General features: G+C 57.9%; 24 protein-coding genes. 18 read left to right on the forward strand and 6 right to left on the reverse strand.

Annotated features, from left to right (window positions below; genetic code table 11):
- Positions 1-44 precede the first annotated feature (44 nt).
- On the reverse strand, positions 45-1,307 hold the full coding sequence (locus tag D467_RS0115985) for a heme biosynthesis HemY N-terminal domain-containing protein (protein ID WP_018918546.1): 1,263 nt from the start codon (positions 1,305-1,307) through the stop codon (positions 45-47).
- Complete coding sequence (locus D467_RS19345) at positions 1,304-2,542, reverse strand: uroporphyrinogen-III C-methyltransferase (protein WP_244147842.1); 1,239 nt, start codon at positions 2,540-2,542, stop codon at positions 1,304-1,306. Before D467_RS19345 ends, D467_RS0115985 begins: the two co-directional genes overlap by 4 nt.
- On the opposite strand from D467_RS19345, the gene D467_RS19880 reads away from it, so the two are divergent.
- Positions 2,511-2,915 carry a hypothetical protein gene (locus tag D467_RS19880; protein ID WP_155826516.1) on the forward strand — a complete coding sequence of 135 codons (405 nt, stop codon included), beginning with the start codon at positions 2,511-2,513 and terminating at the stop codon, positions 2,913-2,915. The genes D467_RS19345 and D467_RS19880 overlap by 32 nt on opposite strands.
- Positions 2,916-2,949: 34 nt before the next feature.
- Here D467_RS19880 and D467_RS0116000 read toward each other — a convergent pair whose 3' ends face one another.
- Both D467_RS0116000 and hemC read right to left on the reverse strand, forming a co-directional pair.
- Complete coding sequence (locus D467_RS0116000) at positions 2,950-3,744, reverse strand: uroporphyrinogen-III synthase (RefSeq protein WP_018918549.1); 795 nt, start codon at positions 3,742-3,744, stop codon at positions 2,950-2,952.
- On the reverse strand, positions 3,741-4,685 hold the full coding sequence (gene hemC / locus D467_RS0116005; protein WP_018918550.1) for a hydroxymethylbilane synthase: 945 nt from the start codon (positions 4,683-4,685) through the stop codon (positions 3,741-3,743). Before hemC ends, D467_RS0116000 begins: the two co-directional genes overlap by 4 nt.
- 228 nt (positions 4,686-4,913) lie before the next feature.
- On the opposite strand from hemC, the gene argH reads away from it, so the two are divergent.
- From argH to D467_RS0116040, 7 genes are read left to right on the forward strand one after another with little or no spacing between them, the layout of a single operon-like run.
- Positions 4,914-6,317, forward strand: a complete 1,404-nt coding sequence (gene argH, locus D467_RS0116010; protein ID WP_018918551.1) for an argininosuccinate lyase — start codon at positions 4,914-4,916, stop codon at positions 6,315-6,317.
- Positions 6,314-6,436, forward strand: coding sequence for an LPS translocon maturation chaperone LptM (gene lptM, locus D467_RS19735; protein WP_018918552.1), 123 nt, complete (start codon positions 6,314-6,316; stop codon positions 6,434-6,436). The genes argH and lptM overlap by 4 nt, the downstream gene beginning before the upstream one ends.
- Positions 6,437-6,459: 23 nt before the next feature.
- Positions 6,460-7,731: a diaminopimelate decarboxylase gene (gene lysA / locus D467_RS0116020; protein WP_018918553.1), complete on the forward strand. Its 1,272-nt coding sequence runs from the start codon at positions 6,460-6,462 to the stop codon at positions 7,729-7,731.
- Entirely contained in the window at positions 7,731-8,579 is an 849-nt protein-coding gene (gene dapF, locus D467_RS0116025; protein WP_018918554.1) for a diaminopimelate epimerase, read from the forward strand. The genes lysA and dapF overlap by 1 nt, the downstream gene beginning before the upstream one ends.
- Before the next feature lie 20 nt (positions 8,580-8,599).
- Positions 8,600-9,310, forward strand: a complete 711-nt coding sequence (locus tag D467_RS0116030; protein WP_018918555.1) for a DUF484 family protein — start codon at positions 8,600-8,602, stop codon at positions 9,308-9,310.
- On the forward strand, positions 9,303-10,214 hold the full coding sequence (locus D467_RS0116035) for a tyrosine recombinase XerC (RefSeq protein WP_018918556.1): 912 nt from the start codon (positions 9,303-9,305) through the stop codon (positions 10,212-10,214). The genes D467_RS0116030 and D467_RS0116035 overlap by 8 nt, the downstream gene beginning before the upstream one ends.
- Positions 10,211-10,951: an HAD family hydrolase gene (locus D467_RS0116040; protein WP_018918557.1), complete on the forward strand. Its 741-nt coding sequence runs from the start codon at positions 10,211-10,213 to the stop codon at positions 10,949-10,951. The genes D467_RS0116035 and D467_RS0116040 overlap by 4 nt, the downstream gene beginning before the upstream one ends.
- Here D467_RS0116040 and yihA read toward each other — a convergent pair.
- A complete protein-coding gene (gene yihA, locus D467_RS0116045) occupies positions 10,948-11,592 on the reverse strand; it encodes a ribosome biogenesis GTP-binding protein YihA/YsxC (RefSeq protein WP_018918558.1) in 645 nt (214 codons plus the stop codon). The two genes, D467_RS0116040 and yihA, sit on opposite strands and share 4 nt — an antisense overlap.
- Before the next feature lie 347 nt (positions 11,593-11,939).
- Here yihA and D467_RS0116050 point away from each other — a divergent pair, with 347 nt between their 5' ends.
- The 8 genes from D467_RS0116050 to dtd all read left to right on the forward strand — a co-directional run bounded on the left by D467_RS0116050 (position 11,940) and on the right by dtd (position 18,545).
- Positions 11,940-12,557, forward strand: coding sequence for a c-type cytochrome (locus D467_RS0116050; protein WP_026285803.1), 618 nt, complete (start codon positions 11,940-11,942; stop codon positions 12,555-12,557).
- A 97-nt stretch (positions 12,558-12,654) separates the two neighbouring features.
- A complete protein-coding gene (locus tag D467_RS0116055) occupies positions 12,655-13,287 on the forward strand; it encodes a thiol:disulfide interchange protein DsbA/DsbL (protein ID WP_018918560.1) in 633 nt (210 codons plus the stop codon).
- A gap of 35 nt (positions 13,288-13,322) precedes the next feature.
- Positions 13,323-14,159 (forward strand): endonuclease/exonuclease/phosphatase family protein, encoded by an 837-nt coding sequence (locus D467_RS0116060; RefSeq protein WP_018918561.1) that lies wholly within the window; start codon positions 13,323-13,325, stop codon positions 14,157-14,159.
- A gap of 104 nt (positions 14,160-14,263) precedes the next feature.
- Positions 14,264-14,812, forward strand: a complete 549-nt coding sequence (locus D467_RS0116065; protein ID WP_018918562.1) for a TRAP transporter small permease subunit — start codon at positions 14,264-14,266, stop codon at positions 14,810-14,812.
- Complete coding sequence (locus tag D467_RS0116070; protein WP_018918563.1) at positions 14,812-16,227, forward strand: TRAP transporter large permease; 1,416 nt, start codon at positions 14,812-14,814, stop codon at positions 16,225-16,227. Before D467_RS0116065 ends, D467_RS0116070 begins: the two co-directional genes overlap by 1 nt.
- A gap of 8 nt (positions 16,228-16,235) precedes the next feature.
- The gene (thiD, locus tag D467_RS0116075; protein WP_018918564.1) at positions 16,236-17,057 is read left to right on the forward strand and encodes a bifunctional hydroxymethylpyrimidine kinase/phosphomethylpyrimidine kinase; all 822 of its coding nucleotides are present in this window, start codon (positions 16,236-16,238) and stop codon (positions 17,055-17,057) included.
- Positions 17,058-17,213: 156 nt separating this feature from the next.
- On the forward strand, positions 17,214-18,059 hold the full coding sequence (locus D467_RS0116080; RefSeq protein ID WP_018918565.1) for a universal stress protein: 846 nt from the start codon (positions 17,214-17,216) through the stop codon (positions 18,057-18,059).
- A gap of 48 nt (positions 18,060-18,107) precedes the next feature.
- Entirely contained in the window at positions 18,108-18,545 is a 438-nt protein-coding gene (gene dtd / locus D467_RS0116085) for a D-aminoacyl-tRNA deacylase (protein WP_018918566.1), read from the forward strand.
- On the opposite strand, the gene abc-f is transcribed toward dtd, so the two are convergent.
- Positions 18,542-20,500 (reverse strand): ribosomal protection-like ABC-F family protein, encoded by a 1,959-nt coding sequence (abc-f, locus tag D467_RS0116090; RefSeq protein ID WP_018918567.1) that lies wholly within the window; start codon positions 20,498-20,500, stop codon positions 18,542-18,544. The genes dtd and abc-f overlap by 4 nt on opposite strands.
- Positions 20,501-20,528: 28 nt before the next feature.
- On the opposite strand from abc-f, the gene D467_RS0116095 reads away from it, so the two are divergent.
- Complete coding sequence (locus D467_RS0116095) at positions 20,529-21,092, forward strand: TIGR02444 family protein (RefSeq protein WP_018918568.1); 564 nt, start codon at positions 20,529-20,531, stop codon at positions 21,090-21,092.
- A gap of 192 nt (positions 21,093-21,284) precedes the next feature.
- A complete protein-coding gene (locus D467_RS0116100; RefSeq protein WP_018918569.1) occupies positions 21,285-22,301 on the forward strand; it encodes a TRAP transporter substrate-binding protein in 1,017 nt (338 codons plus the stop codon).
- Positions 22,302-22,381: the final 80 nt, after the last annotated feature.

Below are 22,381 nucleotides of genomic sequence, written 5' to 3' on the forward strand. Positions count from 1 at the left end.
GTGCCCCGAGAGGAGGCACCCTTTTTTGTAGCTTACGTTAAGTGCTAAGCGCGTTTTTTAGCCGCTTTCGTGTCTGGTTTCTGGCTGTCACCGGCATCGCTGGGTTGAGGTAGCGAGGGCAGCGACTTGGCGAGCATTTCCACGCTGTGGCGGTAGTAGAGCTGGCTCTTGTTGTGCTCGCCAAGGCTTGCGTAAAGGCGGGCAAGCTCGGCGCATACTTCGCCATTGGGCCGCTGGCGCTGGCTGGCTTCGAAGTACTCCAGGGCTTTCTCCCACTTGCCGGTACGCAGGGAAAGGCGGCCACAGGTCAGCAGCAGTTCAGGGTCGTTAGGACGCTCCTGCAGCCACTTCTCGGCTTTTGCCAGCTGGCGTGCGGCATGCACGTTAAGTAGGCCATAGCGTTTGACAAGGCGCGCATCCCAATGATGATCCAGCGAATGATTAAGCAGACGCTCGGCAATGGTTTCTTCATTGGCCTGAACCAGCGCATCGGTATACAGCACGATCAGCTCGGTGTTACCGCGCAGGTATTCGGGCATATCCGCCCACAACCCGCGAACCCGCTCGATATTGCTGGGGTTTTTGGCTTCAAAAACAATCAGCTCGCGGTACGCCTTGAACTCAAGCTGCTCACGCTCTTGCGGCGCAATCAGCTTTTGGGCCGCTAAACGTGGCAGCAGCCAGCGCAAGCCTTCCCAGTCGTTGACGCTTAGATGCACCTGCTTGAGCAGTTTCAGCACTTGCGGGTGATCGTTGAGCTTTTTATCCAGACGGTTGAGGATCGCCAGCGCCTCTTCAGGCTGCTGGCGATCAATCATCAGTTGCGCCTGCATCAAACCAATCGCGGTGTCGGCGCCTTCGGTGGAGAGTTGGGCCTGGTTCAAGTGCTCCTGGGATTTTTCGTGATTGCCCTGATAGTGGGCAGCCAACGCGGCCGAAAGATAGTTAACCAGCGGCGTGCTGGAGTCGTCGGCGGCGTGAACCAGGGTTTTTTCAGCTTTTTTCCAGCGGCCCTCGGTCAGAGCAACTAAGCCACGCACGGTACGCTTCATGGCACGGCGATTGCGGGCGCGGCCATTCCAGGTACGAAAGCGGCCCACCGGGCGAATAATGCCGGTCAGCAGGCGCAGCGCAAAGTGCACCACGATAAAGGCTGCGAGCAGAATGATCAGGCCAAACCAGAAGGAGGTCTGTACCGACGTGTCACCTACCCGGATTAGCCAGTAGCCGGGGACTGACATCATCAGGTGCCCGAGTAGGGCACCCACTGCCAGACCTGCGACCAGAAGGAGGACGAGTTTTCTCATGCATCACCTCCCTCTTCACCGTTTTGCTGGCGTGATCTAAAGCGGTTTTCAATAAAGTTGGCCATTGCTTGCTGAGAGGCGCTGATGTCCGGCAGTTCCGGCTCAATCTCAGCCTGCTTCAGCTCCTGAAGGCGGGCAATAACGCTCTGGGTCGCTTCACGCTCGACATCGTAGTAGCCGTTGAGTAACTCCAGCGCCTTGTCGATACTCGCTTCATACAGCGGCTGCTCTTCTTTAAGAAGCGCAAGCTGTGCCTGCTCGATAATCAGGCGCAGGCTTTGGCGCAGATAAGACTCCTGCTCTGGCGTGACCAGGGTTTCCATTGCCTCATCGTGATGGCGAATCATCACCAGATCTTTAAGCTCTTCGCCAAAGCGGGCCAGCTGACGCTGGAAGGTGCCGGTAGGCGGCTGTTCAATACCGGAAGTCACGGCACGCTCTTCCACTTCTTGCGACAGGCGCAGGCCGGCAACCCGCTCTTGCTGAGCATTAAGTGCCAGGTAGAGACCGGTGCGATCCACACGCGGCACACCATCCAGCTCGGCAAGTTCGTTGGCGATTTCACGACGCACGGCGGTTAGCGCCGGGTTATCGGCATCCGCCAGGCGGGCATCGGCGGTGCGTAGCAGGGCAGCGGCGCCATCTACATCACCTTCAAGCTGTAAGCGCTGGTTAGCCAGGCGTAGCAGGTAGGCGGCTTCGGCGTGCAGCCAGTCGCGGTCGTCGGTGTCCTGGGCTTGAGAAAGCTGGCTCAGTACGTCGTCAAGGGTGCTGTTAACATCGCTGCGATAGCTGTCCAGTTCGCCACGCAGCTCTTCCAGCGTGCCTTCAAGCGCTTGTGTGCGCTCGCTTTCACTGCTTTCAAAGCGTGACTCAAGATCGCTCACGGTTTGCTGAGTGGCGCTGTTTTCAGCCTGCTGGCTTAGCTCATTGATATGCTGCTGCTGGCTATCCAGGCGTTGCCAGCCCTGCCAGGCCACGACGATAAGCGCTACAGCCAATATCAGTACTAAAATCAGGGCTAACAGCCCGCCTTTACTGCCGCCGCGCTTACCGCCACCGCTGTTGGAAGCGGGCGGCGGTGTGCCTTTACCGCCATTGCCTGATGGCGTGTGCGGCGGGGGTGTGCTGCCCAGGGTATCTTTTTTAGCGGCCGCAGGCCCGCTGGTAGCGGTAGGCTCGTTGGCAAGTGTCGATGCCGGCTTGTCCGTTGTGGACGGTGTGCTCGACGACACGCTAGTCGAAGGCGATGCACTTGAAGACGGCGCACTTGACGGTGAAGTACTTGAAGATGAAGTACTTGAAGATGATGTACTCGAAGATCCCGCGCTTGGCATTGGCGTGGCTGACGATGAAGCCGCCGCAGGCGTTGCGTTAGAGGTGCCGCCGCCTTTGCCACGTCGGCGCGAACGGCCGTTTCTGGACGAATCGTTGGGCGGTGGCGACGTGGTCGCGCCAGCGGGCGGGCGATTTTCTGCCTCGCTGGCGGGCGGAGGAGTAGTGGCTGACGCGGCAGTAGCATCCGATTTGACGCTGTCCTTGGACGCATCAGCGGACGTTTTTTGTACGTCTTCCTGCTCGTTTGGTTGTTTGCTCATCTGTCGCTAGCCCTTAATTAAGTTCCTTGATCGACATCGGCACCCTAAGGGTGACAGGACCTGTTTAACGCAGCTGCCAGGGCAGCCGGCGTTGCTCCCGACGCCACCTTGAGGTCACAAAAACCCAGTGTACCGGCCAGTGTAGCTAAACGGCGACTGGAAACGATTAGCGGTTGGTTCAACGCTGTCTGATCACACCATTTTGCCAGATGTTCAAGCAGTTCGCCGCTAGTGACGATTAACGCTCGATAATCACCGGCTGCCAGGCGCGCCTGCATGGCTTTTGAAGGCGCTCGAAAAACCCGCCGATACACGGCAACCCGGGTAACCGTGGCTCCGCGCTCGGCCAGGGTATCGGCCAACAGCGTGCGGCCGCTTTCACCCGCCACCAGCAACACCCGCTGGTTCGCGACATCCTTGAGCGAGGCAAGTGATAAAAGCGCCTCGCTGGTGTTGTCGCCGCTACTTCTTTCAGCATGCGTATTGTCAGAATGCTGATTATCAAACCCCGCTGGAGGTATTCGTACTCTGACCCCGAGCTGGTTAAACAGTATGTCAGCTGTGGCGTGGCCCACGCTGTAGTAATCAATGCCGACCGGCAGCTGTGGCCAGTAGCGGTCCAGGGCGTCACTTAAACACTCGGCCGCGAAGGGGCTGATCACTACCACTTTGTCATACTGATCGATATCCAACCAGATACTGCGCATGACAGGGTCTTCCGGCAAGGCTTCAAGTGTCAGCACGTCGAGGGATTCGACACAGGCGCCCGCAGCGCGCAGCGTATCGGTTAGCGCTTCGCCTCGTTTACCCGGGCGGCAGATTAAAACCGGCAGTGTCATACGTTGTTGCCGTACACCTCGGCTAAAATTTCGCCCGCACCCTGGTCAAGCAGGTCTTCGGCAATGCGAATCCCCAGCGCCTCGGGTTCATGAATCGAACCGCTGCCTTCAGCGCGCAGCACTTCGGTGCCTTCGGGATTACCGACAAGCCCACGTAGCCAGATCGTCTCGTTGGTTTTGTCGAGCACCGCAAAGCCCGCGATAGGCACCTGGCAGCCGCCTTCCAGCCGCGTATTCATGGCGCGTTCAGCGCGTACGCGGGTAGCCGTGTCCGGGTCATCCAGTGGCGCCAGCAGGCCGATCAGCTCTGGGTCATGCAGGCGGCACTCGATGCCCAGCGCCCCTTGGCCGCACGCAGGCAGGCACACTTCCGGCGGCAGCGCCTGGGCGATGCGCGCATCAAGTCCTAAGCGCTTCAAGCCGGAGGTCGCCAGAATAATGGCATCGAATTCGCCATCATCAAGTTTCGCCAAGCGAGTTTGCACGTTGCCGCGTAGGTTAAGAATTTCCAGGTCGGGGCGTACTTCACGCAACTGTAAACCACGGCGCAGGCTGGCAGTACCAATCTTGGCGCCCTCGGGCAACTCATCGACGCTTTTGTAGTGGTTGGATACAAAAGCATCGGTGGGGTCAGCGCCTTCCAGAATCACCGAGAGCCCTAAACCCTCAGGAAACAGCATCGGCACATCTTTCATGGAGTGCACGGCGATATCCGCGCGGCCATCCAGCATGGCGTCTTCCAGCTCTTTAACAAACAGGCCCTTGCCGCCAATTTTGGAGAGGGGCGTGTCGAGGATCTTGTCGCCTTTGGTGGAAAGCGCCACCAGCTCGACTTCCAAGCCCTCATGTGCCGCCATCAGGCGGTCGCGAACGTGTTCGGCTTGCCACATGGCCAGCTGGCTTTTGCGCGTGGCGATACGCAGTTTGGTGATGGATGACACGTTATTCTCCCTTTGCCGCTGACGCGGCGCGTCAAGCTATGATGTGTCTCATCATAAAGCACCCGGCCACACAGTAAAAATCAGCCGCTTTATTTAAGATAAGCGCCAGATGGTTGAAACGCCATTGAGCTAAATATGCCGTGCCTTTGAACTCAAGCATTCAGGGCAATGACTCTGTTACACTTTCCGCAATCGACTCTTTTGTTTTGTCAGCAGGATATGCCTCCGATGAGCCAAACTACGAATCAGTCCTGGGGCGGTCGCTTCAGCGAGCCCACCGATGCCTTTGTTGCGCGCTTTACAGCGTCTGTGACGTTTGACCAGCGCCTGGCGCGCCAGGATATTCAGGGCTCCATTGCCCATGCCACCATGCTTGCCCGCGTCGGCGTACTTACCGACGAAGAGCGCGATGCGATCATTAACGGTTTGACCGAGATTCAGGGTGAAATCGAGCGCGGCGAGTTTAACTGGTCGGTGCCGCTTGAAGACGTGCACATGAATATCGAAGCACGCCTGACCGACAAGATCGGCATCACCGGCAAGAAGCTGCACACCGGGCGTTCGCGTAATGATCAGGTCGCCACCGACATTCGCCTGTTCATGCGTGACGAGATCGACGTCATTGAAGTGGAATTGAAGCGTCTGCGCGAAGGCATGATCGAGCTTGCCGACCGCGAAGCCGACACTATCATGCCGGGCTTTACCCATCTGCAAACGGCTCAGCCGGTGACCTTTGGCCATCATCTGCTGGCCTGGCAGGAAATGCTTGCCCGCGACCATGAGCGTTTGCTTGACTGCCGTAAGCGCGTCAACGTACTGCCGCTGGGCGCTGCAGCCCTTGCTGGCACTACGTACCCGATTGATCGCCACGTAACCGCTGAGCTTTTAGGCTTTGACCGCCCGGCGGAAAACTCGCTGGACGCCGTGTCGGATCGTGACTTTGCGATTGAATTCACAAGCTTCGCCAGCATCCTCATGATGCACCTGTCGCGCATGAGCGAAGAGCTTGTGCTGTGGACCAGCGCCCAGTTCAACTTTATCGACCTGCCTGACCGCTTCTGCACCGGCTCCTCGATCATGCCGCAGAAGAAAAACCCTGATGTGCCGGAGCTGGTGCGCGGTAAAACGGGCCGGGTATATGGTCATCTGATGGGCCTTTTGACGCTGATGAAGTCGCAGCCGCTGGCCTACAACAAGGATAACCAGGAAGACAAAGAGCCGCTGTTTGATGCGGTCGACACGGTGCGTGACTGCCTGAAAGCGTTCGCGGATATGATCCCTGCCATCGAGCCGAAAAAAGACAGCATGTATGAAGCCGCGCGGCGCGGTTTCTCGACCGCCACCGACCTTGCCGACTACCTGGTCCGTCGTGGCGTTGCCTTCCGCGATGCCCATGAAATCGTCGGCCAGTCGGTTGCCTACGGCTTGAAAACCCAAAAGGATCTGTCAGAAATGAGCCTGGAAGAGCTGCAGCAGTTCTCCACTATCATCGAGCAGGATGTCTTTGACGTGTTGACGCTTGAAGGCTCGGTTGCCGCGCGTAATCATATCGGCGGGACTGCGCCGGATCAGGTGCGTGCCGCGGCGCAGCGGGCCCGCGAGGCGCTCTCTTTACTGCAGGGGCAGGCATGAAAACGCTGGCGTGTATCGCGATCATCGCGCTATTAGTCGCAGGCTGCGGTCAGAAAGGACCGCTTTACCTGCCCGAGGATACTTCGCCCGATAACGGTGCTGCCGAGCAGGCTGGGTAAGCGGCTGCAGGAGAAACGAGTTCATGGATCACTTTAACTATCGCGACGGCGTGCTCTACGCCGAAGACGTACCGCTCTCGCAGATTGCCCAAGAGCATGGTACGCCTTGTTACGTATACTCCAAGGCCACGTTTGAGCGCCATTTTCGCGCTTACACCGAGGCCTTGGGCAGCCATCCGCACCTGATTTGCTACGCGGTTAAAGCCAACTCCAACCTGGCCGTATTGGGTGTATTAGCCAAGCTGGGCGCCGGGTTTGATATTGTTTCGGTCGGTGAGCTTGAGCGCGTATTAACCGCTGGCGGCGACCCTGCAAAAGTGGTGTTCTCAGGCGTTGCCAAGCAGCCCCATGAGATGGCCCGCGCGCTTGAGGTGGGCATCAAGTGCTTTAACGTTGAATCACGCCCCGAGCTTGAGCGCTTGAACGCCGTGGCGGGTGAGCTGGGTAAAGTCGCTCCGGTGTCACTGCGCGTGAACCCGGATGTAGATGCAGGCACTCACCCGTATATTTCCACCGGGCTTAAGGACAACAAGTTCGGCATCGCGGTGGACGACGCGCTTGAGGTCTACGAGCTGGCGGCCAGCCTGCCGAATCTTCAGGTCAAGGGGCTTGATTGCCATATCGGCTCGCAGCTAACCGAAACCGCGCCGTTCCTGGATGCCCTGGAGCGCCTGCTGGTACTTATGGAGCGTCTGCGCGAGCAAGGCATCGAGCTTGATCATCTCGATTTAGGCGGTGGTTTGGGCGTGCCTTACCGGGATGAAAAGCCCCCGCAGCCGTTTGATTACGCAAGCCAGCTTCTAGCTCGCCTGTCGCGCTGGCAAGGCGGCGAGAATCTGATGCTGCTGTTTGAACCGGGCCGCTCGATTGCCGCCAATGCAGGGGTCATGCTGACTCGCGTGGAGTTCTTGAAGCCCGGTGAAACCAAAAACTTCGCGATTGTCGACGCAGCCATGAATGACCTGATTCGCCCAGCGCTTTATCAGGCGTGGCAGGCCATTGTTGCAGTGGATACGCGTAACACCCGGCAAACGGCCACTTACGATGTGGTTGGCCCGGTGTGCGAAACCGGCGATTTCTTGGGTAAAGAGCGTGAACTGGCGATTGCCGAAGGCGATCTTCTGGCCGTGCGCTCGGCGGGCGCTTACGGCTTTGTGATGGCCTCGAATTACAACAGCCGCCCACGCCCGGCGGAGCTGATGGTCGATGGCGATACCTGTCACGTGGTACGGCGCCGGGAAACCGTGGAAAACCTTTGGGCGGGCGAAGCGCTGCTGCCCGAAGGAGCGCGCTGATGCTTTTACACTTCACCAAAATGCACGGCCTGGGGAACGACTTTATGGTCGTGGATCTGGTGACCCAGCGTGCCCGGCTGCGTGAAGATCAGATTCGCCAGCTGGCTGACCGCCGCTTCGGGATTGGCTTTGATCAGCTTTTGATCGTTGAGCCGCCGCGCGACCCGGAAATGGATTTTCGCTACCGGATTTTCAATGCGGACGGCAGCGAAGTGGAAAACTGTGGCAATGGCGCGCGCTGTTTTGCGCGTTTTGTGCGCGACCAACGCCTGACCCATAAACATGAAATCCATGTGGAAACCGCCGGTGGCCCGCTGGTATTGAAAGTGCAGCACGATGGCATGGTACGCGTGGATATGGGGCGCCCCCGCTTCAGCCCGGCGGCGCTGCCGTTTGAAGCCGAAGGCGACCAGCCGCTGCACGCGCTTGAAGTGGACGGTGAAATACTTCAGGTGGGTGTGGTCTCCATGGGCAACCCCCATGCCGTACTGCAGGTTGAAAGCGTTGAACAGGCCCCGGTTGAGCGTCTTGGACCATTGGTAGAAGCCCACCCCCGTTTTCCCAAGCGTGTTAACGTGGGCTTTATGCAAATCCTTTCGCCCAACCAGATTCGTCTGCGGGTATTTGAACGTGGCAGCGGCGAAACCCTGGCTTGCGGCACTGGCGCGTGTGCCGCCGTTGCCAGCGGTATTCGCCAGGGCTTATTAAAAAGTCCGGTGAGCGTCCATCTGCCCGGTGGCGAATTGACCATCGAGTGGCCTGACCCGGAAGCATCTCTGGTCATGGTCGGGCCTGCCACGCGTGTCTTTGATGGCCGCGTCGCGCTAATCAATGATGGTCGCGTTTAACTGATTCAAGGAGAACGGTGATGTCTCAAGCCCCTGAACCGCGCAAGACGCTCGATCCAGATCAAGTAGCATTTTGGCTTGCTCGTCATCCCGATTTTTTTGTAGGCCGTGAAGGGCTGCTTCAGCAGCTTAAAGTCCCCCATCCGCATATCGATGGCGCAGTATCGCTGCTTGAACGGCTGGTGCTGGATTTACGCAAACGCGCGGAAACCGCAGAAGGCCGCCTTGAGCACTTGCTGGAAACGGCGAGGCACAACGAGGCGCAGTATCGGCGCCTGCGGGAAACCCTGATGGTACTGGTAGAGGCTGACGACCGCGACGCGTTGGCCCAGGCCCTGGCCACGCAGCTAAGCGAGCGCTTTGATACTCCGGCGATGGCGCTGTGGTGCCCGGCCACGCTAAGCGATAATGAGCCGTCGATGCCCCAGCCGCCGCGGCATGTGCTGGACCAGCATGCCAGCGCGCGGTTAGCCGCGTTGCTCGACGGTAAAACCAGCCGCTGCGCCAAGCTGAGTGTCAGCGACTGGAAGTGCTTGTTGCCGCACACCAAAGCGCCGCGTAAGGCGGGCTCCTGCGCTGTTTCACGCCTTTCGGCGGGGGAGCCGTTAGGCTATCTGCTGCTGGCAAGCCCTAATCCCGAGTGTTATCGCGCCAGCATGGATACCCTGTTTACCGAGTATCTGGGCGATATCGTGGCGCGCTTGTTGATCCGCCTGGGTCAGCATGGCTGAGTCGCCTCTTGCGGTTGCCGTAACGCGCTACCTGCAAGGGTTGGCCCGTCACGCAAGCCCCGCTACGGTGGCGGCCTACCAGCAGGATTTGCGCGCCCTGTGCCGGTTTGCCGAGCAGCGCGAGATTGATGACCCAGCCACATTGGACACTGCGCTACTGCGCGCTTTTCTAGGCACCGAGCGTAGCCGTGGGCTGGGCGCCCGCAGCCTTGCCCGGCGCCGTGCAGCACTGTCGCGCTTTGCCGATTATCTGGTTAAGCAGGGCATTCTGGCCGACAACCCGGTCGGCCTGCTGCGTACTCCCAAACAGCCTAGCCATCTGCCGCGCCCGGTCGATGTCGATGCCCTCGCGCATTTTCTGGATAGCCCCCACGATGGCTCGCCTTTGGCGGTGCGTGATCAGGCGATGCTGGAGCTTTTCTACTCCAGCGGCTTGCGCCTGGCAGAGCTTGCGGCGCTTGATCTTCATGACCTGCAGGCCAGCCGTGTCCGGGTAATCGGTAAGGGAAGCAAGCCGCGCCAGGTGCCCGTGGGACAGCGTGCCCAGCATGCCTTGGCTGACTGGCTGAGCTGCCGGGCAGCGATGGCGCCAGAAGGTGAGACGGCGCTGTTTGTTGGCAAGCAGGGTGCGCGGTTGGGACATAGGGCGATTCAGAAACGCTTGGCCCAGCTCTCTGTCAGCCGCGGCTTGCCTGAGCATCTGCATCCTCACCGGCTGCGTCACTCGTTTGCCAGCCATCTGCTCGAATCAAGTCAGGATTTGCGCGCGGTTCAGGAACTTTTAGGCCACGCTAATCTCTCCACCACCCAGGTATATACCCGACTCGACTGGCAGCATCTGGCGACCAGTTACGATTCCGCCCATCCACGCGCCAAGCGTCGCCCTTCTGGAAGTAAACCATGACCGCACTGCAAGCCATCACATTTGATTTAGACGATACGCTTTGGGATAACCACGGGGTGATGCTGCGTACGGAGGAGGGGCACTACGCCTGGCTACTTGAGGCGCTGAGCATATGGCGCGCCACGCGTCATGAGGCGCCGTTACCGCTGGGTTATGAAGAAGGCATAGCGGATTATTTACAGCGCCGTCAGCAGTTCGCCAAGGATGTGCCCGAGCGACGTGGCGACTTTACCTGGCTGCGCCTGCGCGCGTTGGAAGCCCAGTTGGAAGCCGAAGGACTGCCGCGCAGTGCAGCGATTTTATGGGCGGCGGCCGCGATGAATGAGTTTCATCGCCTGCGTGTGCAGGTATCACCCCACCCAGAAGCGGCGGGGTTGCTGTCGGCGTTAAGCGAGCGCTACCAGCTTGCCGCTATCACCAATGGCAATATTCACCTCAAGCGCCAGCCGTTGGCGGCCTACTTTCCGGTAGCCATTGCCGCCGGCGAGCTCTTGGCCCCCAAGCCTGATCACACGCCTTTTCTGACCGCACTCTCAAAGCTTAACGTCTCGCCAAAATACGCCATGCATGTGGGTGACTCCTGGGCGGAAGACATTCTGCCTGCCCAGCAGCTGGGTATGCATGCGGTGTGGGTTTCAAACGATACCGACCAGGCATTGCCGCCCAGAGTGCACCGCATTGCGCATATCAAGGAACTGCCTGGCGTGCTTGACCGGGTGGAAAGCTCACTGGCCTAGGTGTCTTCCTCGGGCGTGTACAGCCACTGGTCGAGTTTCTGGGACAGCGTATCGACCCCATCACGCTTGAGCGATGAGAAAAGCTGTACTGACACCAGATCTTCCCACTCTTTGAGCCGCGAACGGACCTTTTGTAGCGCGGCGCTGGCGGGGCCTTTTTTCAGCTTGTCAGATTTGGTCAGCAGAATGTGCACCGGCATATTGCGCTGGTCGGCATAGCTGAGCATCATCTGGTCAAATTCGGTCAGTGGATGGCGAACATCCATTAACAGCACCAGGCCGCGCAGGCTGAAACGCCCGCGAAGATAGTCAGACAGGTGCTTTTGCCATTCGATTTTGACGGCCTCTGGCACTTTCGCGTAGCCATAGCCAGGTAAATCGACTAAACGCAGCGCTTCATTATTCATTACGCTGAAAAAGTTGATCAACTGTGTACGACCCGGTGTGCGCGAGGTACGGGCCAGGCCGTTTTGCTGGGTTAGCGCATTGATCGCGCTGGATTTACCTGCGTTCGAACGTCCCGCAAACGCTACTTCAGCACCCGTGTCGTCCGGACAGGTTGCCAGAGTAGGTGCGCTGATGACAAAGCTGGCGGTGTGGTAGTTCAGCCGAACGACGGGGCTATCTTGGGGGGTGGACATGAAATGAATCCTGAAATCGAACCTATAAAACAGTCTGCGTTAACCACGCGTATAATGGCATGGCACGCTGCGCTGCGACGAATGACCCCGTCAGGCAGGTCAAGCGTTCTGCCAAAGCGGTGATACCTGTGGCCTGGGGCGCTAGTGTACCACCGCGCTTAAGCCAACCGCGACTAATCAGCATGCTGTTGGTTTGGCTTGAATTGGGATGGGTAAACGGTGCCTATCCAGGCGGCGCGAGAACCCTCCATCATTCAACAGACTAGTGAGTTCGTATGCTGGTTTTCATGCGAGTTGTGATAAGGGTTGTGATGAACGTTTTTATGAAAGTATTTATGAAAGTATTTATGAAAGTATTGTCGGCGGGTTTAGCGGTTATCTTGAGTAGCGCGGGAAGCGCTTATGCCCAGCCCGAGGCCGACCCAGTTGCTGGCCAGCAAAAGGCCCAGACGTGTGCGGCTTGCCATGGTCCAGCCGGTATCAGCCCTGTTGAAGCCTTTCCCCACTTGGCGGGGCAGCAAATGTCCTACTTGGCCAAGCAGATTAAAGATATTCGTGATGGTGAGCGCATCGTGCCGCAGATGATGGGCATGGTCGACGGTTTTTCCGACCAGGATGCCTGGGATGTGGCGGCTTATTACGCCGAGCAGCAAGCCAATCTGGGCCATGCCAAAGCCGATGATGTGGCTCTGTTGGCGCGCGGAGAAGAGCTTTACCGCGCAGGCGACAGCCGCCTCGGTGTACCTGCCTGTAGCGCGTGCCATACGCCTACCGGGGCAGGCATAGGCAGTGCTGTTTATCCGGCCATTGCCGGGCAGTACCCGGCCTATACCATTGCCACGTTACGCGCTTTTGCCTCAGGCGATAGGACTAACGATCCTAATGACAGCATGCACGATATTGCCACAAAACTAAGCGATGATGACATGCAGGCCGTGGCTAACTATCTCTTTGGCCTGCATTAAGGTCTGTTGGCTTAATTAATCCGGTTTCCTATCAGTAGGGGAACCTGATAGCGTTATTAGTAGTCCCAGCTTGGCTTACTCTTGGAGAATTGTCGCTATGTTCAAAACGTTATTGGTTGCCCTGACGGGCTTAAGTCTTTCGGCGGCCGTCAGTGCTCAGGAATTGGTAGAAGGTAAAGACTACACGCTGCTGGAATCACCGGTAGCGACCCAGGTCGATGAAGATCAAATCGAAGTCACCGAAGTTTTCTGGTTTGGCTGCCCGCACTGCTACCGCCTGCAAACACCTGTCAACGAGTGGTATGACACGTTGGAAGACGATATCAGCGTAGTACATATGCCAGCGACCATGGGCGGCAACTGGAATACCCACGCCACGGCTTTTTACGCGGCGGAGTCGTTAGGCATTGAAGAAGACCTGCATGCTGATTTTTTTGATGCGATCCACCAGGATGGCCGCAAACTGACCGATTCCGACGAGATTGCCGAGTTCTTTTCCGACTATGGGGTAAGTGAAGAGGACGCTAAAAAGGCGTTAACGTCTTTCAATGTACGTAGCGACGTCAACAAGGCCAATAGCCGCATGCGCGAAATGCGCTTGATGGGAGTGCCTGCGCTGGTGATCGACGGCCGTTTCGTAGTGACGCCAAGCTCAGCCGGCAGTCTTGAGAATATGCCGCAAGTCGCTGAAGCGCTTATCGAGCGTGTACGCACGGAACGCGAGCAGTAAGGTTTTTTTAAACCAGGGAGCCAGGTGATAAGCCGATGGTCGATATGACAGCGATGAACCAGGGATCCGGGCCATTGCCTCTGCGAGAGCGGGGGCATCTTCGCCTGCTGACCTTCAATTTGCAGGTCGGCATTCAGACGTCCGCTTATCATCACTATTTCACTCGTAGCTGGCAGCACTTTTTGCCTAATCCTCAGCGGGTAAAGCGCTTGGATATCATGGGGGATGTGCTGGGTCAGTTTGATGTGGTGGGCCTTCAGGAAGCCGATGGTGGCAGCTTCCGCTCCAGCCGTATCAACCAGGTAGAGTATCTGGCAGCCAAAGCCGGATTTCCCCACCACTTTCAGCAGTTGAACCGCAATTTGGGGCGTATTGCCCAGCACAGTAACGGGCTGCTTTCGCGCCTGGTGCCTTCCAAAATTGAAGAGCATCGCTTGCCCGGCATGCTGCCTGGCCGCGGGGCGATACATGTGCGGTTTGGCAACGGCCCGGATGCGCTGCATATCTTTATTGCGCATCTGGCTCTTAGCCATCGGGGGCGGGTACTCCAGCTTAACTACTTAAGCGAGATAATTGAGCCACTTCGCCATGTGGTCGTCATGGGGGATCTCAACTGCACTCCAGATCAGTTGCATGCCCACGAGCGCTTCAGCACCTCGTTGCCGTTGCATCCGGTCAAGCCACTACTCAGCTACCCATCCTGGCAGCCCCGCCGTGCGCTTGACCATATTCTGCTCTCGCAAACTCTGGAAGCGGCGGAAGTGCGGGTGATGGATCATCTGTTTTCCGACCACTTGCCTATCGCCGTGGATCTACCGCTTCCAGCGGCCTGTCTGCTGGCTATTGAGCAAGCCGCGCCTTCCGTTTCATAAGTCGCTTAGCGGTAATAAAAGGTCGCACAAGCGCGCTTGGGGGATGACGTTCGGCCCAGAATCAGCGATGATTCTGGGCCGTTTTCTTTTCCAGGACATTTAACATGCTCGTCAATGCCCATGAGCCGCGCCTGCTACGCTGGCTCGACTGCGTGACTGAGGGAGTGGGCCGGGCCATTGCCTGGCTGGTTGTGATCATGATGCTTGTGCAGTTCGCTATCGTTGTGCTGCGCTACATCTTCGGTATTAACAGCATCGTGATGCAAGAATCCGTGATGTACATGCACGCCGCCGTGTTCATGCTCGGCGCCGGATGGACGCTACGCCACGATGGTCATGTACGAGTCGATATCTTTTACCGCAAGATGTCTGACCGGGGTCGCGCATGGGTCGACCTGCTCGGCACGCTGTTCTTGCTGATTCCGGTCATGTCGTTTATCGCTATTTCAAGCTTCCGCTATGTGATTACCAGCTGGGCCATTATGGAGCGCTCGGGGGATGGCGGCATTCCTGCTGTGTTCCTGCTTAAAACGCTGATTCTGGTCATGGTGGCACTGCTGCTTTTACAGGCGGTCGCGCAGCTGATTCGTCAGGTACTGATTATCCGCGGCAAGCTATCCGGTTCTGCCCCCGTGCATGAGGAGATGGTCTAGTGCTGGCGACTCTATTGGAAGGCATGCCGCTAGTACTGTTTGCCACGGTATGCGGCGTCTTGATGCTGGGGTATCCGGTGGCGCTTTCGTTGGCGGGAACGGCGCTGGCCTTTGCCGGGTTAGGTTTTCTGCTCCAGTCGATGGGTGTGCCGGTACACTTTGAAGCACGCTGGATGGGCTCCATGCCTAACCGAATTTACGGCATCATGACAAATAACACCCTGCTGGCGGTGCCTTTATTCGTGCTGATGGGCGTGCTGCTTGAGAAGTCACGGGTCGCGGAAACCCTGCTGGATGCCATGACCATGGCATTTGGTGCGCTGCGCGGCGGCTTGGGTATTGCCGTGGTATTGGTGGGCATGCTGCTGGCAGCGTCTACCGGCATCGTGGGGGCAACGGTGGTTACCATGGGCCTGCTTTCGCTACCCACCATGCTCAAGCGCGGCTACTCACCGGAGCTGGCAACCGGCACCATTTGCGCTACGGGAACGCTTGGCCAGATCATCCCGCCCTCCATCGCCCTGGTGCTGCTGGGGGATGTACTTAACAATGCCTACCAGCAGGCTCAGCTCTCGATGGGGACCTGGAGCCCCAAGACGCTCTCTGTGGGCGATCTGTTTATCGGCGCGCTGGTGCCCGGCCTGCTGCTAGTGGTGGCCTATATTATCTATCTGCTTGTGGTGGCGTGGCTAAAACCCAGCACGGCCCCGGCGGCGGATCGTGAAGCGTTGATGGAAGAGCTTGGGCATACCGGCAGCATCTGGCCGCTTATGTTGAAGGGGCTTTTACCGCCCGTGCTGTTGATTGTGGCCGTGCTGGGCTCGATCCTGGGCGGCTTTGCCACGCCCACAGAAGCCTCGGCGGTGGGCGCATTCGGTGCGCTGCTGCTGGCCGCGGCTAACCGGCGGTTAAGCTTTTCAATGCTGGGCGAGGTGGTGCGCTCCACCGCCCAGGTGACCAGCATGGTGTTTTTGATCCTGATTGGCGCGGCGCTATTTTCGCTGGTGTTCCGGGCGTTTGGCGGCGAAGAGCTAGTCAACCATATGTTTGAGGCCATGCCGGGTGGCGTTGTAGGCGCGACCATTGTGGTGATGCTGGTAATCTTCCTGCTCGGGTTCATTCTCGACTTTATCGAGATCACCTTTGTGGTGGTGCCGATTGTCGGCCCGGTGCTGCTCGCCATGGGGCTTGATCCCATCTGGCTTGGCATCATGATCGCCGTCAATCTGCAGACATCGTTTCTGACGCCGCCGTTCGGGTTCGCGCTTTTCTATCTGCGCGGCGTTACTCCGCAAAGCGTACCCACGTCTGCTATCTACCGCGGGGTTATTCCGTTTATCGTCATGCAGCTGGCAATGCTGCTGGCGCTGGCGCTGTTCCCAGGTCTTGCCACCTGGCTACCGTCGATCATGTAGGAGGCGCCATGACATCCAACGTCAATGTACTGACGATTGCCGGCTCCGACCCTTCTGGTGGAGCCGGTATTCAGGCCGATTTGAAGACCTTTTCAGCGCTGGGGGCCTATGGCACCAGCGTGATTACCGCTTTGACGGCGCAAAATACCCAGGGCGTGCAGAGCGTTTATCCTATTCCGGCCGAGTTTATCCGCGCGCAGCTCGAAACCCTGCTGGATGACGTTGAACTCGATGCGGTCAAAATCGGTATGGTGGCGAGCCGCGAAGTGGCTGAGGTAATTGCCGACGTGCTGCGCAGGCGCCGCCCACGCTGGATCGTGCTCGACCCGGTGATGGTTGCCAAAAGCGGCGATATTCTGGTCGATGATGCGGGGATTCGCGCGGTGCGCGATATTCTGGTGCCGCTTGCCGATATCATCACGCCCAACCTTCCCGAAGCCGCGGTGCTGCTTGCGTCGCCCTTGCCAGAGAGTCTGGATGCCATGGAGGCGATGCTGCCGGGGTTAACCCAGCTGGGGGCGCCTTACGTAGTGCTCAAAGGCGGTCATTTACGCGGCGAGACTTGCCCCGACCTGCTGGCAACACCCACTAGCCATGAATGGCTACCCGCTTCACGCATTCAGACCGATAACCTGCATGGCACCGGCTGCGCGCTATCGTCTGCCATCGCCGCCTGTTTGGCAAAGCTGCCGGCTGACGCCCCTGATCAGGCGACCGTCGCCGCCATTGGCGATGCCAAACGGTGGCTGCATGCAGCGCTTGAAGCGAGCGTGCGTCTTAGTGTGGGTAAAGGCCGTGGGCCGGTGCATCACTTCCATGCCTGGTGGTAATGCGCTTCAAGTGCGTTTTAAAGCTTAGATGCACTTTAAAACGTACCTTGAGGCTTAGTTAGCTTGCGGGATATGGCTTCGCCCACCATGCTGAGGGGTGTCTGTGTGACGACAACTGCCCAACGGTTTGGATGCTTGTTCGAGGAGCGTTATGCCATGACCCGCACGTTTGTGTTTGCCACCGACCTCTCCGCTGATAATCGCGCTGGCTTTGCTCGCGCATTGCGCCTTGCGTATGCCCAGCACGCCCAGTTAGACGTACTGCACGTACTCGACCCCCATTTGCCGGCCCATCTACTTCATGAGCTGGAGCAGGCGGTGAATGAGCATATTGGCGCCACACTGACCGATATTCGCGAAGACTATGCGCTCGAAGCACCCAAAGCGGTGGTGCAAACCGTGATTGGCGAGCCCCATGTGGAAATCGTGCGTAAGGCCCATGAGGAGCGGGCAGAGCTCATTGTGCTGGGCATGCATCGTAAGCGGGGACAGCCGGAACTCTTGGCAGGCACTACGCTGATGCGCGTATTGCGCAGCGCGCCATGCCCGGTGGTGGTTGTCCGCCACGTACCTACCCAAGCCTGGCAGCATATCCTGATTCCGGTTGATTCCTACCTGGCCGCACGCCAGACCCTGATCGAGGCATTAAACCGCTTCCCCGAAGCCAAGCTGACGTTGCTCCACGCCTGGACGCTGCCGGGTGAAGGCGAGCTTGGCTCAGAGATCTATTACGCCCAGTGGCGCGAGCAGGAAGTGGCGCGCTTGCGTGAGATGCTCAACAGCGAAATAAAGTGCCTGGTGCAAGATAGAGACGGCGCCCCCGATATCGAGCTGGTGCTCGAACCTGGTACGCCGTGTGAGGTCGTCAAAGACTATATCAAGTGCCATTCGCCTGATCTGGTGATAATGGGCAGCCGAGGCCAGCCTTATCACACCAGCCAGCTAACCCAGGCGCTGCTGAGTGAACCGCACTGTGACTTGATGCTGTGTCGTGCCTGGTAAGAAGCCAATGGGTACACTAGGCCTTTTACCTTGTCAGGAGAGGCGGCGTTGAAAGTACTCATACAGCGAGTTAAGCAGGCGAGCGTAGTGGTGGAAGGGCAGACCATCGGCGCCATTGATCAGGGGCTTTTAGCGCTGGTCGGCGTTGAGCGAGACGACAGCGACGCCGCGGTTGAAAAAATGCTCCACAAGCTTTTGCACTACCGCGTGTTCAGCGATGCCGAAGGCAAGATGAACCTGAATCTTCAGCAGGTAAACGGCGGATTGCTGCTGGTCTCGCAGTTTACCCTGGCCGCCGAGACGCGAAAGGGCCTGCGCCCCGGCTTTTCAAGCGCCGCTGCCCCGGCTGAGGGAGAACGGCTATTTAATCAGCTGGTCACCAAGGCCCAATCGGCCTGGCCGAACGTCGCCACCGGCCAGTTCGGTGCCGATATGCAGGTGGCGCTGGTCAACGATGGGCCGGTTACCTTTCTATTGGAAAGCTAAACGTTTTCACTGGCGAGAAGCTCCGCCTCCATGGCTTCCAATGACTCCTCAGCTGCTAACCACTGCTGCTCGGCACGGTCTAGCCCAGCCTTGATATCAGCCTGTTTGGCGAGTACTTCCGTGAGTTGGGCTTTGCGGCTGCTGTCGGTATATAGCTCGGGGTCGGCCAGAATCGCCTCTATCTCTTCCAGCGCTGCCTGGGCCTTTTCCATGGTTTTCTCAGCCTGGTCGCGCTCCTTTTTCAGCGGACGCAGCTTTTCACGCAGTTCGGCGGCCGCCTTGCGCGAAGCTTTGCGCGCCTCGCGGCTATCGCCACTGGGCTGCTGGTTCTGGCGTTCGGCTTTTTCGCTGCGCGAATCGCGGCGGCTCTCTTCAAGCCGCGCTTTTAACCAGGCGCGATAATCCTCAAGGTCACCATCAAACGGCTCAACCCGATTGTCCGCCACACACCAGAACTCATCGACCGTGGCACGCAGCAGGTGGCGGTCGTGAGATACCAGAATGACCGTACCTTCAAAACCGGCCAGCGCTTCGGTCAGCGCTTCGCGCATTTCCAGGTCCAGGTGGTTGGTAGGCTCATCCAGCAGCAGCAAGTTGGGTTTTTGCCAAGCGACCAGCGCCAGTGCCAGGCGCGCCTTTTCACCGCCTGAGAACGTGGCCACTTCGCCAAAGGCATCATCGCCCTTGAAGCCAAAGCCGCCCAGGAAGTTGCGAATCTCCTGGTCGCTGGCTCTAGGGGAAAGGCGCTGGACATGCACAAACGGGGTCGAGGTGACGTCCAGCCCTTCCAGCTGGTGCTGGGCAAAGTAGCCAATCGCCAAGTGCTCGCCGGGAATGCGCTTGCCGTTCAGCAGTTCAAGCTCACCGGTCAGGGATTTGATTAGCGTCGATTTACCCGCCCCGTTAGGCCCCAGCAGGCCAATGCGGCTGCCTGGCAGCAGGGTGATATTGACCTTATCGAGCTGAACGGTGTCGCGCTCTTTGCCCCGGTAGCCCAGCTGGGCCTGGTCGAGCACCAGCAGCGGGTGCGAGGTTTTATCGGCGGCTGGCAGCGTGAAGTGAAAGGGCGAATCGACATGGGCGACGGCAATGTCTTCCATGCGCTCCAGCATTTTTACCCGGCTTTGCGCCTGCTTCGCTTTGGTTGCCTGCGCTTTGAAACGGGTAATAAACCGCTCGATCTCTTCCCGACGCGCCTGCTGCTTCGCTGCTTCCGCCTGCTGCAACGCTAGCTTCTCGGCACGGGTGCGTTCAAAGCGGGAGTAGTTGCCCCGGTAAAGTTCCAGCGTTTGGTGATGCATATGCACGATGTGGTCACACACTGCATCCAGAAAATCGCGGTCGTGAGAAATCAGCAGCAGCATGCCGGGGTAGCGGGTCAGCCACTGTTCAAGCCAGAGCAGCGCGTCGAGATCCAGGTGGTTGGTCGGCTCATCGAGCAGCAGTAAATCCGAGGGCATAAACAACGTGCGCGCCAGATTAACGCGCATCCGCCAGCCGCCGGAAAAATCGGATAGCGGGCGCGCCAGGTCAGCCTGCATAAAGCCAAGCCCCACCAAAAGCTGCGCGGCGCGGGATTCGGCACGATAGCCATCCAGGGTTTCGATCAGCCCATGCAGCTCGGCTTCCCGGTGCGCTTCGCCTGCTTGTTGAGCGGCCAGCAGCGCGGCTTCAGCCTGGCGCAGGGCATGGTCACCGTCGAGAACATATTCAATAATCGGACGGTCGAGGGCCTCTACTTCCTGCGCCATGTGCGCAATGCGCTGGCCGCCACTCATTTCAACGTCGCCTTGGTCAGGGCCCAGCTCATTCAACAACAGCTTGAATAAGCTCGATTTACCAGCGCCATTTGCCCCGATAATGCCTGCCTTGATGCCATCATGTAGCGTTAGGTCAGCGTTATCGAGTAGCGTTTGCTTGCCGCGTTGCAGGGCGACTTGGCGCAGTGCGATCATGCTCTCTCCCGAAAAAGTGGGTAAACCAATGCTTGATTCTAACCGATTGTGCCGCCTGGAGCAGGCGCCGCTATGGGATTTTGCCCTGGCGTTTTATGCCGAGCCCGGTATAGAGAGCGCCTGCCTGACACTGCAGGACACGCTTGATGTGGATGTATGTGAGCTTTTAATGCACAGCTGGCTATTTGTGCATGGGCTTGAAGCGCTGCCCCGAGCGCTTGCAGTGCAGCGTGAAGAGCGCAATCTCTGGCAGCGTGATATCACCCAAGTATTGCGTCATTTACGGCGCACGTTAAAGCCTCAGGCATTGCAAAGTTCTTCTATTAGCGCTCTTCGCAAAACGATTCAGCAGGCCGAACTCCAGGCTGAGCGTGAGAACCTTCAACGCTGGCAATCGTGGGCAATGCAGATGCCAGAAAATAATCCTCACTTAACCAAACGTGCTGAAAATATACAAAATGTTGCACAATGGCTGCAGGATAAGCTGCTTTTCGGCGAACTTGACAAGCATTGCTTGCCTGGGTCAAGCGCGCGCGAAAGCGTGATGCAGGCCTGGCAAACCCTGGCCGCTCGGCTTGACCGCTTTGAATGAGCGCGCTAGCCTAAAATCAAGCTGCTTTTGATTAACCATTCGTTATACGTCCGCTGACTGACAGCAATGAATAACGTTTATGCATGTCAGCGAAGGTAAAACAAATCGTTAAAGTGCGTTTCTCAACGCTGAAAAACAAAAGCAGAATTTTGCGCACTCGTATCGCGCTTACCACTGCAAGGGGAACATCGCATGAAGGCAAGCAAGTTAATAACGACGGCTAGCGTCGGCGCATTGCTGTTTGGCATGACAGCAGCTGCACAGGCGGATAACTGGCGCTTCGCGCATGAAGAGTACGAAGGCGATGTACAGGATGTGTTCGCCTACGCGTTCAAAGAATATATCGAAGAGAATTCCGATCACACGCTGCAGGTTTACCGCTTTGGCGAGCTTGGCGAGTCTGACGACATTATGGAGCAGACTCAAAACGGCATTCTGCAGTTCGTTAACCAGTCGCCTGGCTTTACCGGTGCGCTGATTCCTGAAGCGCAGATTTTCTTTATTCCCTACCTGCTGCCTACGGATGAAGACACGGTTCTCACGTTCTTCGACGAAAGCAAAGCCATTAACGAAATGTTCCCTGAGCTTTACGCCGAGCAAGGCCTTGAGCTTTTGAAAATGTATCCTGAAGGTGAAATGGTCATCACCACTAACGAGCCGATCAGCTCGCCAGAGGATATGAACAATAAGAAAATCCGCACCATGACCAACCCGCTGCTTTCCGAAACCTACGATGCATTTGGCGCAACACCGACGCCGCTGCCGTGGGGTGAAGTGTATGGCGGTCTGCAAACCGGCATTCTGGATGGTCAGGAAAACCCGATTTTCTGGATCGAGTCAGGGGGCCTGTACGAAGTCTCTCCGCATCTGACGTTTACCGGCCATGGCTGGTTCACGACCGCGATGATGGCGAACCAGGACTTCTATGAAGGTCTTTCTGAAGAAGATCAGCAACTGATTCAAGACGCATCCAATGCCGCTTATGACCAGACCATTGAGCACATCAAAGGGTTGGCCGATGAAGCGCTGGAGAAAATTCAGGCCGCTTCTGATGACGTGACCGTTACCCGCCTGGATGAAGAACAGATCCAGGCGTTCCGTGATCGCGCGCCGCAAGTGGAAGAAGCTTTCCTCAGAATGACCGGTGAAGGCGGTGCTGAGCTGCTTGAGCAGTTCAAAGCCGACCTGGAAGCCGTCAGCAACGAGTAACCGTAACGTTTCCGCCTCGGCGGATAGGGTGACTCATCAAGGGGCAGCCACGCTGCCCCTTTTTTATTGGTCCTAAGGGC

Source organism: Vreelandella zhanjiangensis DSM 21076 (genome assembly GCF_000377665.1).
Lineage (GTDB): Bacteria > Pseudomonadota > Gammaproteobacteria > Pseudomonadales > Halomonadaceae > Vreelandella > Vreelandella zhanjiangensis.